The 14,059-nt window shown below is 65.8% G+C and carries 10 protein-coding genes; 3 read left to right on the forward strand and 7 right to left on the reverse strand.

Features of this window, described 5'->3' with window-relative positions; translation table 11 throughout:
* Positions 1 to 8: 8 nt before the first annotated feature.
* The 4 genes from SE92_RS33525 to SE92_RS33540 are packed head-to-tail and all read right to left on the reverse strand — an operon-like array spanning position 9 to position 4,293.
* Complete coding sequence (locus SE92_RS33525; protein WP_063202984.1) at positions 9 to 707, reverse strand: molybdate ABC transporter substrate-binding protein; 699 nt, start codon at positions 705 to 707, stop codon at positions 9 to 11.
* The gene (locus SE92_RS33530) at positions 704 to 2,836 is read right to left on the reverse strand and encodes a xanthine dehydrogenase family protein molybdopterin-binding subunit (protein WP_198172862.1); all 2,133 of its coding nucleotides are present in this window, start codon (positions 2,834 to 2,836) and stop codon (positions 704 to 706) included. The genes SE92_RS33525 and SE92_RS33530 overlap by 4 nt, the downstream gene beginning before the upstream one ends.
* Positions 2,833 to 3,303 (reverse strand): (2Fe-2S)-binding protein, encoded by a 471-nt coding sequence (locus SE92_RS33535; protein WP_063202988.1) that lies wholly within the window; start codon positions 3,301 to 3,303, stop codon positions 2,833 to 2,835. Before SE92_RS33535 ends, SE92_RS33530 begins: the two co-directional genes overlap by 4 nt.
* Before the next feature lie 15 nt (positions 3,304 to 3,318).
* Positions 3,319 to 4,293 (reverse strand): Bug family tripartite tricarboxylate transporter substrate binding protein, encoded by a 975-nt coding sequence (locus tag SE92_RS33540; RefSeq protein ID WP_063202990.1) that lies wholly within the window; start codon positions 4,291 to 4,293, stop codon positions 3,319 to 3,321.
* A 234-nt stretch (positions 4,294 to 4,527) separates the two neighbouring features.
* Here SE92_RS33540 and SE92_RS33545 point away from each other — a divergent pair, with 234 nt between their 5' ends.
* Entirely contained in the window at positions 4,528 to 6,654 is a 2,127-nt protein-coding gene (locus tag SE92_RS33545) for a molybdopterin oxidoreductase family protein (RefSeq protein ID WP_063202992.1), read from the forward strand.
* Here SE92_RS33545 and SE92_RS33550 read toward each other — a convergent pair.
* A complete protein-coding gene (locus SE92_RS33550; protein ID WP_198172864.1) occupies positions 6,627 to 8,018 on the reverse strand; it encodes a caspase family protein in 1,392 nt (463 codons plus the stop codon). The two genes, SE92_RS33545 and SE92_RS33550, sit on opposite strands and share 28 nt — an antisense overlap.
* A gap of 168 nt (positions 8,019 to 8,186) precedes the next feature.
* On the opposite strand from SE92_RS33550, the gene SE92_RS33555 reads away from it, so the two are divergent.
* The gene (locus SE92_RS33555; protein ID WP_063202994.1) at positions 8,187 to 8,969 is read left to right on the forward strand and encodes an enoyl-CoA hydratase/isomerase family protein; all 783 of its coding nucleotides are present in this window, start codon (positions 8,187 to 8,189) and stop codon (positions 8,967 to 8,969) included.
* Between the two features lie 252 nt (positions 8,970 to 9,221).
* Here SE92_RS33555 and SE92_RS33560 read toward each other — a convergent pair whose 3' ends face one another.
* Positions 9,222 to 9,650: a GlcG/HbpS family heme-binding protein gene (locus SE92_RS33560; RefSeq protein ID WP_063202996.1), complete on the reverse strand. Its 429-nt coding sequence runs from the start codon at positions 9,648 to 9,650 to the stop codon at positions 9,222 to 9,224.
* Complete coding sequence (locus SE92_RS33565) at positions 9,643 to 12,651, reverse strand: FAD-binding and (Fe-S)-binding domain-containing protein (RefSeq protein WP_063202998.1); 3,009 nt, start codon at positions 12,649 to 12,651, stop codon at positions 9,643 to 9,645. The genes SE92_RS33560 and SE92_RS33565 overlap by 8 nt, the downstream gene beginning before the upstream one ends.
* A 206-nt stretch (positions 12,652 to 12,857) precedes the next feature.
* Here SE92_RS33565 and SE92_RS33570 point away from each other — a divergent pair, with 206 nt between their 5' ends.
* A complete protein-coding gene (locus SE92_RS33570; protein ID WP_063203000.1) occupies positions 12,858 to 14,057 on the forward strand; it encodes a pyridoxal-phosphate-dependent aminotransferase family protein in 1,200 nt (399 codons plus the stop codon).
* Positions 14,058 to 14,059 lie beyond the last annotated feature (2 nt).

Raw genomic sequence — 14,059 nt, forward strand, 5'->3', positions numbered from 1 at the left:
GCGGCCGTCTAGCCGGCGAAGCCCGCACTCTGGCGCAGCTCTCTGTGATCTGCGTCAGTCAGCAGCGCGATCAGCGCTGCCGCCTCCTTTGGATGTGCGGCGCGCACGGTCACGCCGGCCGTGTACATGGTCACGAGCTCGCAGCCCGGCGGCAGTGACCCCGACAGCACAATGCCGTCGGTCGCGATGATCTCGGTCGCCTGGGTGCATCCGATCGGCCGCGTCGCGGTCGAATTCGCAAGCTCGCGCATCGCCGTTGCGCCGTTCGGGAATATCTTGAGGCGCGATGCGACTTCGTAGGCGATGCCGAGCTGGTCCAGCACTTTTGTGACGTGCTGGCCTGCGGTCGAGGCCTTGGTGTCGGGGACGTAGATCGCGTCGGCGGAGCGTAACACGTCTCGCAAATCAGTCTCGGTCTTCACCGTCACCTTGGGATCGCGGCTGCGGACAGCCAGAGCAGTCTCGACCCGGCCGACATCCGTGATCGAGGAGGGGACAACGAGCTTCTCCTCGGCAAGTTTCGCAAGGAGAGCCTGCGTCAGGATTACGAGATCGGCAGCCGTTCCCGCGCGCAGCTTGTCGGCCATGATACCGACCGCGCCGAATTCGCCGTCGATGCCAGCGCCGGTCTGCGCCTTGAAGGCCTCGGCGAGGCCGCGCACCAGGCCTTGCGCCGCGCCGCCGCTCAAAAGGGTCACTGTCGTCACGATGCGAGCTCCATGGCTGCAATGATCCTGTCGCGCGTGATCGGCAGGTCACGCACGCGCACACCGAGGTAATCGTAGACTGCATTGGCGATCGCCGCTGTCACGGGGCCGTGGGCGGCCTCGCCGGCGCCGACCGGCTCGATCTCCGGCCGCTGGATGATCTCGACGTCGACGGCCGGCACCTCGCTGAAGGTCAGGATTGGATAGTCGGTCCAGGACGTCGAAGTGATGCGCGACCGGTCGAAGCGGACCCGCTCCTTCAGCACCCAGCTCGTCGCCTGGATCGCGCCGCCCTCGATCTGGTTGGTCACACCGTCCGGATTGATGGCCTCGCCGACATCGACCGCGAGCGTCAGCCGCCTGACTCGGATATCGTCGGCGCCCTCGATCTCTGCGATGGCAGCGCAATAGGCGCCCGTGTTCTTGTAGCGGGCGAAGCCGACGCCTTGGCCGATGCCGGCGCGCTTCTGCGGCTTCCAACCGGCACGTCGCGCTGCGGCGCGGATGACATCTCGCGCTCGTTCGTCGCGCAGATGCCGCAGGCGGAATGCGATCGGGTCTTCGCCGCGCAAGGCCGCGATTTCGTCGAGCAGGGACTCGATGGCGAACACGTTGCCTTGTCCGCCCAGCGTCCGCAGCGCCGAGGTCCGCACCGGCATGGTCAGCAGCCGGTGGCTCGTGATCGTCCAGGCAGGAAAATCATAGAGCGGAACGGAGTTGCGGTCGCCGCCGCCGCCATTCGCGGCCGGCGGGTTGGTCGAGATCATGCGCGGGTAGGGATTTGCGATTTCGGTTGCGGCCAGCAATGCCGGCTGTGCCGCCCGCCCGGGCCGTGCAGCGTGGCCGTTGCTCCAGATCGCGTGGCGCCAGCCGACGATCTCGTTGTCCGCATCGAGATCGGCCTCGATCTCGATCGCCATTGCCGCGCCAAACGGCGCATGGGACATCTCGTCGTGGCGCGACCACTGGACCCGCAAGGGACGGCGATCGGCCGCTCTCGCCAGCAACGCGGCATCGAGCGCGACGTCATCGGCGGCGTTGTGTCCATAGCAGCCGGCGCCCTCCATGTGCTCGACCACAATGTTCTCCGGCGGCAATTTGAGCACGATCGCGAGATCGGCGCGGAGCAGATAGACGCCCTGGCTGTGGGTCCAGACGTGGACACGCTCACCGTCCCATTGCGCCATCGCGCAGGACGGCGCGATCGAGGCATGGGCGATGTAGGGGCGGGTATATTGCCGACGCAGGGTTTGGGCGGGCTTGCGCGCCCGCGCCGCCATCCTGGTGTCGATCATTGAGGTCTCGACCGGCTGGCTCCTGAGAAAGCCGGCCAGGTCGTCTTCATCGGGTAGCGGCTCGCCGGCCGACCATGTCGCGCCCTTGCGCAGGGCTTTCAACGCGGCGTCCGCCGCCGCCTCGCTGTCGGCGACCACGCCGGAAAAGCCGCCATCACGCACGATCGCAACGAGACCGGGGACGGCGCGTGCAGCTTCCTCATCGAGCGCGATCAGTTTGGCGCCCGAGATTTGCGGCCGCAGCACGCGGCCGTGCAGCAGTCCCGGGAGCGTGAGGTCGTGGATGAAACGCGGCCGCGCGAACACCTTGTCGGGAATATCCACGCGCTGGACCGATTGGCCAGCCACAACGCGCTTGGCGATGCTCTTCGCGCGCGTCTCCGCGGTGGCATCGTGGTCGAGCGAAACGTCTCCAGCCAGCTCCCAATAGCTGATCCTGACATTGCCAGGGCCCGAGATCGTGCCGTCATCCACATCGAGCAGCGAGACATCGACGTCGAGGCGTTCCGATGCCACGCGAAGGAAGCGCTGGCGCACCTCGGCGCAGGCGTGCCGGAGCGCGCGGCCGGATTGCTGGATCGACAGGCTGCCGGAGGTGACGCCTTCGTTCGGGCTCATCGCCGTCGAGGCGCGGATCATCTCGATCCTGGAGATATCGACGTCGAGCTCGTCCGCCGCGATCTGCGCCAACGCCGTGACGATGCCCTGGCCGATCTCGACCTTGCCGGGCGAAATCGCGACACGGTCGCCATCGGTGAATTTCACCCATGACGATAGTTTTGGATTGGCCGCAAGGCTGACCGGCAGTTTCGGGGCAGAGGATGGCATGCTCATGACTCTGCCATCTCCGTCGCCGCACGCAGCACGGCGCGGACCACGCGGTTGTGCGATCCGCACCGGCACAGATTGCGATCCAGTGCTTCTCTGACCTCGGCCTCCGTCGGTGCCGGGTTGCGCTTCAGCAACGCCGCGGCGCTGACGAGGATCCCGGAGACGCAATAGCCGCACTGCATCGCCTGTTCGGAGATGAAGGCGCGCTGCAGCGGATGTGGCTGCTCTGCCGTGCCGAGGCCTTCGACAGTGACGACGTCCTTATCTGCGACCGACCATAACGGCATGTCGCAGGAGGCCATCGCACGATCGCCAACCATGACGTAGCAGGAGCCGCATTCGTTCGCGCCGCAGCCGAAATGCGCTCCGGTGGCACCGAGCCGGCTGCGGAGCACGTCGAGCAGGGTCTGATCGGGACCGGCATCGACGGCCGTCGCCGCACCGTTGAGGCGGAACTGAATGGTTGGCATGCTCGCTCTGCGGCCTCAGGACTTGTCGAATTTCTTGACGACGTCGGCCCATTTTTCGATGTCGCCCCGCAGGAACTTGTCGAACTGGTCCGGCGTCATCGACATGGGCACGGCGCCTTGTTCCGTCCAGAGCTTGATGATGTCGGGCCGCTTCACCATTGCGTTGACGGCCGTATTGAGCTTGTCGATGACGGGCTTCGGCGTGCCGGCAGGCGCCATCAAGCCGAGCCAGATCGTCGCCTCATAGCCGGGAACGCCCGCCTCGATCGCCGTCGGCAGATTCGCCAGCACGGTCGAGCGCTGCTTGCCGGTGGTGGCGAGCGCGCGCACCTGGTTCTCGGCGACGTTCGGCGCCATCGCCGGCACCGCGTCGATCATCATCTGAACCTGTCCGCCGATCACGCCGCTGCGGGCCTCACCGCTGTTGCGATAGGGCACATGCACGACATCGATACCGGCCATGGCTTTGAACAGCTCGCCGGCCATGTGATAGGGCGTGCCCTGGCCGGAGGAGGCGTAGTTCAGCTTGCCCGGTTGCGCCTTGGCGAGCGCGATGAACTCGGCAAGAGTCTTCGCCGGGACTTGCGGATTCACCACGATGACGAGATCGGAATAGTTCACCGGCGCGATCGGCGCGAGGTCGCGCATCAGCTCGTATTTGCGTTTGTCCGGCGTCAGAAGCGATTCATTCGCGGTCTGGGTGTTGGACATCATCAATAGCGTGTAGCCGTCGGCCGGCGACTTCGCAGCTTCCACGGTGCCGATGACACCGCCGGCGCCGGTGCGGTTCTCGATCACGAAGGGCTGGCCAAGACTCTCCTGCAGCACGTTGCCGATCAGCCGTGCCGCGACATCGGCCGGTCCGCCGGCGCCGAAGGGCACGACGATGCGGACCGCGTGCGTGGGATAATCCTGTGCGAGTGAGGCGGGCGCGGAGAACGCGGCGAGCAGGCCGGCAGCCAGTGCCAGCATGAAGCTTCGGGCCGTCATGCCCACCTCCCTGATGTCGTTCTTGTTGGCCGGCACTGTAGCGGCAGGGACTGCGGACTGTCGACGCCTTACAAAACCGGCCGGGCCGGGAATATCGAGCGGCTTTCGGTGTGATGGCCCCGCCTTTCGCAGGCGCGGTAGGAACCGCTGGCGCATGCGCCTTGAGCAATTCGCATGGGAAATGCCGGCAAAATGCTCTCGGCTGGCTGGTATTTTGGTGTTACGAACTGAGACATGAACCAGCACGCCAAGATCGACACCAAGATCGAAATCCGCCATTCGACCTGTCCGCACGATTGCCCCTCGGCCTGTGCCCTCGATGTCGAGGTGGTCGAAGGCCGCAGCATCGGCCGCGTCCGCGGTTCGAAAAAGCAGACCTACACGGCCGGTGTCGTCTGCGCCAAGGTCGCCCGCTACGCCGAGCGCATCCATCACTCTGAGCGGGTGACGTTTCCGATGCGCCGCATTGGGTCCAAGGGCTCGGGGCAATTCGCGCGAATCTCCTGGGACGAGGCGCTAGACGAGATCGCGGAACGTTTCAACGCGGCGGAGCGCGAGTTCGGCGCGGAATCGATCTGGCCTTATTACTACGCCGGCACGATGGGCCTCGTGATGCGTGACGGCCTCAACCGCCTGACGCATGTGAAGAAATATTCGCGCTTCTATCAGACGATCTGCGCCAATGTCGCGCGCATCGGCTTTGCGATCGGCACCGGCAAGATCGCCGGCGTCGATCCGCGCGAGATGGCGCTGTCCGATCTCGTCGTGATCTGGGGCACCAATCCCGTCAACACCCAGGTCAACGTGATGACGCATGCCGCGCGTGCCCGCAAGGAGCGCGGCGCGAAGATCGCTGCGGTCGACATCTACGACAACGACACGATGAAGCAGGCCGACATCAAGATCATCCTGCGGCCGGGCACCGACGGCGCGTTCGCTTGCGGCGTGATGCACGTGCTGTTCCGCGACGGCTATGCCGACCGCGCCTATATGGACCAATACACCGATTGCCCTGCCGAGCTCGAGGCGCATCTTGAGACGCGCACGCCGGAATGGGCCTCCGCCATCTGCGGCGTGCCGGTGGCGGAGATCGAGGCCTTTGCCAAGGCCGTCGGCGAGACCAAGCGGACCTTCTTCCGCTTTGGCTACGGCTTTACGCGCAGCCGCAATGGTGCGACGCAGATGCATGCGGCCAATAGCATTCCCGCAGTGACCGGTGCCTGGCAATACGAAGGCGGCGGCGCCTTCTTCAACAATTACGCGCTCTGGCATTTCAACGAATCCATCATCGAGGGGCACGAGGCCATCGACCCGAGTGTCCGCGCGCTCGATCAGTCCAAGATCGGCCGTATCCTCACCGGCGATGCCGAGGCGTTGTGCGGCAAGGGGCCGGTCAAGGCGCTGCTGATCCAGAACACCAACCCGATGACGGTGGCGCCGGAGCAGGCGCTGGTGCGGCAGGGTTTTGCGCGCGAGGATCTGTTCGTCGCCGTGCACGAGCAGTTCATGACCGAGACGGCGCAAATGGCCGACATCGTGCTACCGGCGACCATGTTCATGGAGCATGACGATCTCTATTACGGCGGCGGTCACCAGCACATCTCGGTCGGGCCGAAGCTGATCGACCCGCCCGGCGAATGCCGCTCCAACCATGAAGTCCTGCAAGCGCTGGCGCCGCGGCTTGGTGCGAAGCACCGGGGTTTCGAGATGACGCCGCGCGAATTGATCGACGCGACGCTGAAGCTGAGCAATCACGGCGACATCGCCGGCCTCGAAGCCGACATCTGGCGCGACCTGCAACCGGATTTCCGCACCTCGCATTATCTCGACGGCTTCGCGCATGCCGACGGCAAATTCCACTTCAGGGCGGATTGGGCCCATCCGCCGTTCGGCGTGACGATGGGCGATGTCGACAACATGCCTGCTCTGCCGGACCACTGGGCGGTGATTGAGCACGCCGACCGGGCCCATCCGTTCCGGCTTGCGACCAGCCCTTCGCGCAGCTTCCTCAACACCACCTTCAACGAGACGCCGTCCTCGCAGGCGCGCGAGGGCAAGGCGAGCGTGATGATCCATCCCATGGATGCTGCCGCGCTCGACATTGCCGACGGCGACGCGGTGACGCTCGGCAATACCCGCGGCGAGACCACGCTGGTTGCCACGCTGTTCGACGGCGTGCGGCGCGGCGTGCTGATCGCGGAATCCGTTCATCCCAGCAAGAACCATATCGGCGGGCGGGGCATCAACATGCTGACGGGCGCCGAAGCCGTCGCGCCGATCGGCGGGGCCGCCTTCCACGACAACAAGGTCTGGATCAGGAAAGCCTCCGCCGCTCAGGGCACGCATTCCGTGACGCCGTAGCCCGCGAACTCCTTCGCAATGTCTGGGTTCATGGACTTCGCCTGCGCGATATCGGTGGCGCCGTCGCCGCCGCTTTTGCGCCTGGCGACGCCCCGGCCGAACAGCGACGATGACGAGCGCGGGTTACGCTGGATCGCGTCGTCGTAGTCCTTGATCGCCTCTGCGGTCCGGCCGAGCTTGAGGTTGACCAGACCGCGGCTGTCGAGCGCATCGCTCAATCCGGGATTGATCTGGAGCGCCAGATTGCAGTCGGCCAGCGCGCCCTGCAGGTCGCCGGTCGCCGCGCGCGTCCAGCAGCGGTTGTTGAGCGCCTGTGCATCCCTGGGATTCCCGCGGATCACCACGTCGAAATCCTGCATGGCGAGCGCATAGGCCCGCTTGATCGCATAGACCTGGCCGCGCTTGTAGCGAGAGACGACATCATTGGCGTTCGCTGCGATCTTGCGGCTGAGATCGGCGATGACCGAATCCTTGGCAAGAATGTCCGCGCTCGGGGGCGGCTCCGCCTGCGGCGCCTCGCATACCGGCTTCTGCGGCTCCGGTTTCTGAGGCTCCGGCTTGGTCGGATCGCCGCCCGCGTTGTCGGTCGGCCTGGTCACCGAACCCCCGAACGAGAATTCCGTGGTCAGCGAGGACGACAGCCACGGCACCTGTTCGCGGTTGGTGGCGGCGACCACGCCGTTCTTGGTGTTGGTCAGGGCCTGCTCGGCGCTGATGCTCGGCGCGCGCATCTCGCGCAGCAGCTCGGCGACGAACAGGCCATGATCGGTCTTGCCGCCGGCCGTGACCGCGCCGAGCGCCGCGGAATAGAGCACGAGCGAATTGCTCGGCGCGATCGCGGGGGCTAGGCCAGCCGAATAGCGGCGGAAGCGCCGCTCGAACGGGTTGCGGCGCGAGGCGTCGATCAGCGCGATCTTGATCGCGGCGCCGCGCGTGTTCATCTCGGCGAGGATGGCGTCGAGGCTGAAGCCGTCGCGCGCCACGTCCGGCTCGGTCCAGATCTGCGCGTCGACCGGAAGCAAATAGGTTTGCCGGTTGGACTGGATGGCAAAGCCGTCGAAGAAGATCAGCGCCACCGCGCCGCGGTCGATGCGGGCATAGAAGCGATCCAGCGCCTGCCGCATGGTGTCGGCCGTCAGATTGCTCTGGCGATCGACGACGAAGCCGTCGCGCTTCAATTCTTCAGTGACGTCCTGGGTATCGTTGGCGACGTCATTCAGCACGAATTCGTTGTCGGGATATCTCGCGTTGCCGATCACCAGCGCGAGCTTGGCGGCGTCGGCCGCGCGGCTTGCAGGTGCTGCGCTCGTCACGAGCAAGCCTGCCAGCAACATCGTCATCGCAGTGCGCATGAAATGGCTCATCGGTGATCAAAATCTCCAGTCAGGATAGCGGCCGTCACCGCTAATTCAATCGCCAAGCCAATTTGCGCCCACACGCTATGGTGACGGGGCGTTGCAGATTGCCCTTGCACGCGCGGCCCGTCCTGCCGCAAATGGCGGCAAAACGGAAGGCAAGGAAGCGAGCGTACCATGACCGACACCACAGCCGTCATCACCGAGAAGCGCGGGCAGGCGTTCTGGATCACCATCAACCGGCCGGAGAAACGCAACGCATTGAACGGCGAGGTCATCGCCGGCATCACCAAGGGCTATCGCGACGCGCATGACGACAAGGACGTCCGCGTCATCGTGCTGACGGGTGCGGGCGACAAGGCGTTCTGCGCTGGCGCCGATTTGCAGAATTCCGGCGCCGCTTTCGCGATGGATCATTCCAAACCAAATGTCGACTATGCCGATCTGTTACGTTTGTCACAGAACGCCACCAAACCGGCAATTGCGCGGGTCGGCGGCGTCTGCATGGCCGGCGGCATGGGCCTTCTGTGCATGACCGACATGGCTGTTGCGGCCGATCAGGTCGTCTTTGGTCTGCCGGAGGTGAAGGTCGGGGTGTTCCCGATGCAGGTGCTGAGCCTGTTGCAGAACATCGCGCCGCCGCGCCTCGTCAACGAATGGGCGCTCACCGGCGAGCCGTTCGACGCCAGGGCTGCGCAGGGCGCGGGCCTTCTCAACTACGTGGTGCCCGCGGCCGAGCTCGATGCCAAGGTCGACTGGCTGATCGGCCGCATCGTCGACAAATCCCCGACCGCGATCCGCCGCGGCAAATATGCGATGCGCGCCATCGCCGCGATGTCGTTCGACGAGAGCATCGCCTACACTGAAAGCCAGATCGCGCTGCTCGCGATGACCGAGGACGCCAAGGAGGGCCTGAAGGCGTTCAGCGAGAAGCGGAAGCCGGTCTGGACGGGGAGGTGAGCGGGACCTGATCTCGTGTCCCGGACGCGCTGCAACGCGTCAGCGTTGCTGCGCAGAGCCGGGATCCAGAGCTGCAGCGGAATATCCGGCGAGATGGGCCCCGGCTCTGCAGCGCACCGCTGAAGAAGCGCTGCGCTGCGTCCGGGGCACGAGAGTGGGCTCACCAGCTCCATTCGATTTTCAAAGAGAATGCAGCCCCACTCTCCACCGTCATTCCGGGCTCGCGCTTCGCGCGCCCCGGAATGACGAGCGCTACCCCGCGTTCGCTTTCAGTCCCGCCGCCTGGATACCCGCGACCGCGCAGGCCTCGTCATTGTCGGAGGTGTCGCCGGAGACGCCGACCGCGCCGAGCAGCGTCGTGCCATCCATGATCAGCACGCCGCCGGGCACCGGGACCAGGGCGCCCTTGGCAATCGTGTTCACCGCGTCGATGAAATAGGCCTGCTCCTGCGCGCGCTGGAACAGGGCGCGCGAGCCCATGCCCATCGCGAGTGCGCCATAGGCCTTGCCGTGAGCGATCTCGGCGCGCATCAGGCTGGTGCCGTCCTGGGCCGCGGCGAGCTTGAGCACGCCGCGGGCGTCGAGGATGGTGACGACCAGCGGCTTCAGCTTCAGCTCGTTGGATTTTGCGAAGGCGGCGTCGAGGATCTTGCGGGCGGTGTCGAGGGTGAGGTCAGCCATGGCTGGTTTCCTTTGCAGCGGTTGAGGTGGAATTTCCTTCGGCGCGATCGAGGCTCATCGCCAGCACGCGTGCGACGTGAAGCGCCTCGCGCTTCGTGCCGTCATGGATCTGATGCCGGCAAGAGGTGCCGTCGGCAACAACGAGTGTGTTCTGGTCGGCGCGCCGCACGGCGGGCAGCAGCGACAGCTCGGCCATCTCGATCGAGGCGTCATAGGTGTCCGCGCCATAGCCGAAGGCGCCGGCCATGCCGCAACAGCTCGATTCGATGGTCTCGACCTCAAGGCCGGGAACAAGGCGCAGCACCTGCTCGACCGGCTTGAAGGCGCCGAAGGATTTTTGATGGCAATGGCCATGCACCATCGCCTTGTCGGCGACGACGCCGAGCGGCAATTGCAGTCGGTCCGCCTCGGCTTCGCGCACCAAAAATTCCTCGAAGGTCAACGCGTGCGCGCCGACCGCCTTGGCGTCGTTGTCCTTGCGCAGCGAGGCGAGCTCGTCGCGCAGCGTCAACAGGCAGCTCGGCTCGAGACCGACGATCGGCACGCCGCGCGCGGCAAAGGGGGCGAATGCGGCCACAAGTCGGTCGAGCTCGGCCTTGGCTTCGTCGACGAGACCGGCAGACAGGAAGGTGCGTCCGCAGCACAGAGGACGGCTGCCGCTCACGGGCTGCGGCAGGTGCACGCGATAGCCGCCCGCCGTCAGCACCCGCAGCGCGGCATCGAGGTTTTCGCGCTCATAGATGCGATTGAAGGTGTCGGCGAACAGAACGACCTCGCGGCCGCTCTCCGGACCGACGCTGCCCGGCGGCGGCACGAACACATCGCTGCGAAAGGCGGGCAGGGCGCGCCGTGCGCTGATGCCGGCAAAGCGCTCGAACAGGTTTCGCAGCAGCGGGCTGCGGTTGCGCAAATTCGCCAGCGGCGCGAAGCGCGCGGCAAGGCCGGCATAGCGCGGCAGATACCCGACCAGACGATCGCGCAGCGTCAGGCCGTGGGAGGCGGCGCGCGCGGCAAGCACCTCGATCTTCATCTTGGCCATGTCGACGCCGGTCGGGCACTCATGGCGGCAGGCCTTGCAGGAGACGCACAGTTTGAGCGTCTCCATCATCTCGTCGGAGGAAAGCGCATCGGGGCCGAGCTGGCCGGAGATCGCGAGCCGCAAGGTGTTGGCCCGTCCTCGGGTGACATCCTTCTCGTTGCGCGTGGCGCGGTAGGACGGGCACATCACGCCGCCCTCGAGCTTGCGGCAGGCGCCGTTGTTGTTGCACATCTCGACCGCGCCCTGGAAGCCGCCGCCGGCGCCGGGATAGGCCGACCAGTCGAGTTTTGTCGTGAGCTCACCGACGCGATAATCCGGCTTGAAGCGAAACAGCGAGCGGTCGTCCATTTTGGGCGCATCGACGATCTTGCCGGGATTGAGCACGCCCTCAGGATCGAAGCGCTGCTTCACTTCCTTAAAGTCCGCAACGAGCCGCTCGCCGAACATCGTCTCGTGGAATTCCGAGCGCACCAGGCCGTCGCCATGCTCGCCGGAATGCGAGCCCTTGTATTCGCGCACCAGCGCGAACGCCTCCTCGGCGATGGCGCGCATCGCCTTGACGTCTTTCTCCAGCTTCAAATTCAGCACCGGGCGCACATGCAGGCAGCCCTCGGAGGCGTGCGCGTACATCGTGCCGCTGGTGCCGTGCTTGGCGAACACCTCGTTCAGGCGCTGCGTGTAGTCGGCCAGATGCGGCAGCGGCACGGCGCAATCCTCGACGAAGGAGACCGGCTTGCCCTCCTGCTTCATCGACATCATGACGTTGAGGCCGGCGGCGCGGAAATCGGCGATGCCGCCCTGCAGCGCGGGCTCTGTGATTTCGACCACGCCGCCCCATTTGCGCGGCTCGTTGTTCCAGCCGAAGCCGAGATCCCCCATCAGCTCGGAGAGCTGCTTCAGGCGCACCAGATTATCCGCCTGGTCATCCTCGGCGAACTCGACCACCAGCACGGCGTCCGGATCGCCCTTGATCGCCGCATTGATGATCGGCTTGAACATCGCGATGTCGCGGCCGAGCGCGAGCATGGTGCGGTCGACCAGCTCGACCGCGATCGGCTTCAGCTTGACCAGATGCTGGGCCGCATCCATCGCCTCGTAGAAACTGCCAAAATGGCAGACGCCCAGCGCCTTGTTGCGGATCACCGGCCACAGCTTCAGCTCGACCTTGGTGGTGAAGGCGAGGGTGCCTTCCGAGCCGACCAGCAGATGCGCCATGTTGTTGCGCGCATTGCGCGGCACCAGCGCATCCAGATTGTAGCCGCCGACGCGGCGCTGCACCTTTGGGAAGCGCGCTGCGATTTCTTCAGCCTCGCGCGCGCCGAGATCGAGCATGTCGCGGAACAGGGGGCGCACGCTCTCGCTCGCGTCGAGATCAGAGAGATCGTGCGAGACCTCACCAAAACGGCTCAGCGTGCCGTCGGCCAGCGCCGCCTCCATCGACAGCGTGTTGTCGCGCATTGTGCCGTAACGAAGCGAGCGGCCGCCGCAGGAATTGTTGCCGGCCATGCCGCCGATGGTGGCGCGCGAGGCCGTGGAGACGTCGACGGGAAACCAAAGGCCGTGCTTTTTGAGCTGGCGGTTGAGATCGTCGAGCACGATGCCGGGCTCGACGACGCAGGTGCGGCCCTCGACGTCGAGCGACAGGATGCGGTTGAGGTGTTTTGAGAGATCGACCACGAGCCCGTCATTGACGGTCTGGCCGCATTGCGAGGTGCCGCCGCCGCGCGGCGTGACCTTGACGCCCTCGCCGCGGGCGATCGCCAGCGCGCGCAGGGCCTCGTCCATGGTCTTCGGGACCACCACGCCTGACGGCACGATCTGGTAGAACGAGGCGTCGGTGGCGTAGCGGCCACGGCTGAAGCGGTCGAACAGGACGTCGCCGGTGATTTCTCGGGCCAGACGCGCCGCCAGACGGTCCGTTTCGACCGATTCCGGTGATTTCCCAGCCACTTCCGCCGCCATGATCCGCCTTCGCCCTGTTTGCCGGCACCGTCTTGCCTCCCGTCACGGCCCTTGGCAAGCGAGCCCTGCTTCTTGTGCATTGACGGACCCCGCCGGGCGAGGGACAAGCCCGGCGAATAGTGATATGCGAGCGGCTCGCGGAGCCCCGAATTCGGGCCCTCCGAGACCAAGGCCGACACAAGCTTCAAAGACCGGGAAGGACGCCGATGACCGTGCATACTGGAAGGCATTTCCTACAGATTCCAGGACCGACCAATGTGCCCGACCGGGTGCTGCGGGCGATGGACATGCCGACGCTGGACCATCGCGGTCCGGAGTTCGCTGAGCTCGGTTTCGCCGTCCTTGCCGCGATGCAGCGGGTGTTCCGGACCAAGCAGCCCGTGATCATCTTCCCCTCATCCGGCACCGGCGCCTGGGAAGCGGCGATGGTCAATGTGTTCTCGCCCGGCGACAAGCTCCTGATGTGCGAGACCGGCCAGTTCGCCGTGCTGTGGCGCGGCATCGCCGACAAGTTCAAGCTCGACGTCGATTTCATCCCGAGCGACTGGCGCCACGGCGCCGACCTCGCCGAGATCGAGAAGCGTCTGGTCGCCGACAAGCAGCACGCCATCAAGGCGGTCTGCGTCGTCCACAACGAGACCTCGACCGGTTGCGTGACGCCGCCGCTGGAGGTGCGCAAGCTGCTCGACCGCGTCAAGCATCCGGCGCTGCTGATGGTCGACACCATCTCCGGCCTCGGCTCGATGGAATATGAGCACGATGCCTGGGGCATCGACGTCTCCGTTGCCGGTTCGCAGAAGGGCCTGATGCTGCCGCCCGGCCTCGGCTTCAACGCCGTCTCCGAAAAGGCGCTGGCCGTGGCGAAAGCCAATCCCGGCATGCGCTCCTATTGGGACTGGCAGGAGGTGATCAGCTTCAACAAGCTCGGCACCTTCCCCTATACGCCGGCGACGAACCTGCTCTACGGGCTGCGCGAAGCCGTGAAGATGCTGGAAGAGGAGGGCCTCGAGAACGTCTGGTCCCGCCACAAGCGCCACAGCGCCGCGACGCGCGCCGCGGTCAAGGTCTGGGGCCTGGAGACGCAGTGCTCCGATCCCGCTGCGCACTCGCCGGCGCTGACCGGCGTGCGCGTGCCAGATGGACACGACGCCGACGCGTTCCGCAAGGTCGTGCTGGAAGCCTTCGACATGTCGCTCGGCACCGGCCTGAACAAGGTCAAGGGCAAGGTGTTCCGCATCGGCCATATCGGCCATTTCAACGATCTGATGCTGATGGGCACGCTCGCCGGCGTCGAGATGGGCCTCGATCTTGCAAAGATTCCGCACCGGAGCGGCGGCGTGCTGGCGGCCATGGACGTCCTCAAGGGGCGCGACGCGGTGCCGATGACCAAGGCGCAAGTGGCCTGAGC

The sequence above is a fragment of the Bradyrhizobium sp. AT1 genome (genome assembly GCF_001590795.1).
GTDB lineage: Bacteria > Pseudomonadota > Alphaproteobacteria > Rhizobiales > Xanthobacteraceae > Bradyrhizobium.

Bases quoted from the DNA above. Each gene is read 5' to 3' on its own strand.
- SE92_RS33545 (WP_063202992.1), top strand. From the start codon at position 4,528: ATGAACCAGCACGCCAAGATCGACACCAAGATCGAAATCCGCCATTCG.
- SE92_RS33535 (WP_063202988.1), bottom strand. From the start codon at position 3,303: ATGCCAACCATTCAGTTCCGCCTCAACGGTGCGGCGACGGCCGTCGAT.
- SE92_RS33555 (WP_063202994.1), top strand. From the start codon at position 8,187: ATGACCGACACCACAGCCGTCATCACCGAGAAGCGCGGGCAGGCGTTC.
- SE92_RS33560 (WP_063202996.1), bottom strand. From the start codon at position 9,650: ATGGCTGACCTCACCCTCGACACCGCCCGCAAGATCCTCGACGCCGCC.
- SE92_RS33570 (WP_063203000.1), top strand. From the start codon at position 12,858: ATGACCGTGCATACTGGAAGGCATTTCCTACAGATTCCAGGACCGACC.
- SE92_RS33540 (WP_063202990.1), bottom strand. From the start codon at position 4,293: ATGACGGCCCGAAGCTTCATGCTGGCACTGGCTGCCGGCCTGCTCGCC.
- SE92_RS33565 (WP_063202998.1), bottom strand. From the start codon at position 12,651: ATGGCGGCGGAAGTGGCTGGGAAATCACCGGAATCGGTCGAAACGGAC.
- SE92_RS33550 (WP_198172864.1), bottom strand. From the start codon at position 8,018: ATGAGCCATTTCATGCGCACTGCGATGACGATGTTGCTGGCAGGCTTG.
- SE92_RS33530 (WP_198172862.1), bottom strand. From the start codon at position 2,836: ATGAGCATGCCATCCTCTGCCCCGAAACTGCCGGTCAGCCTTGCGGCC.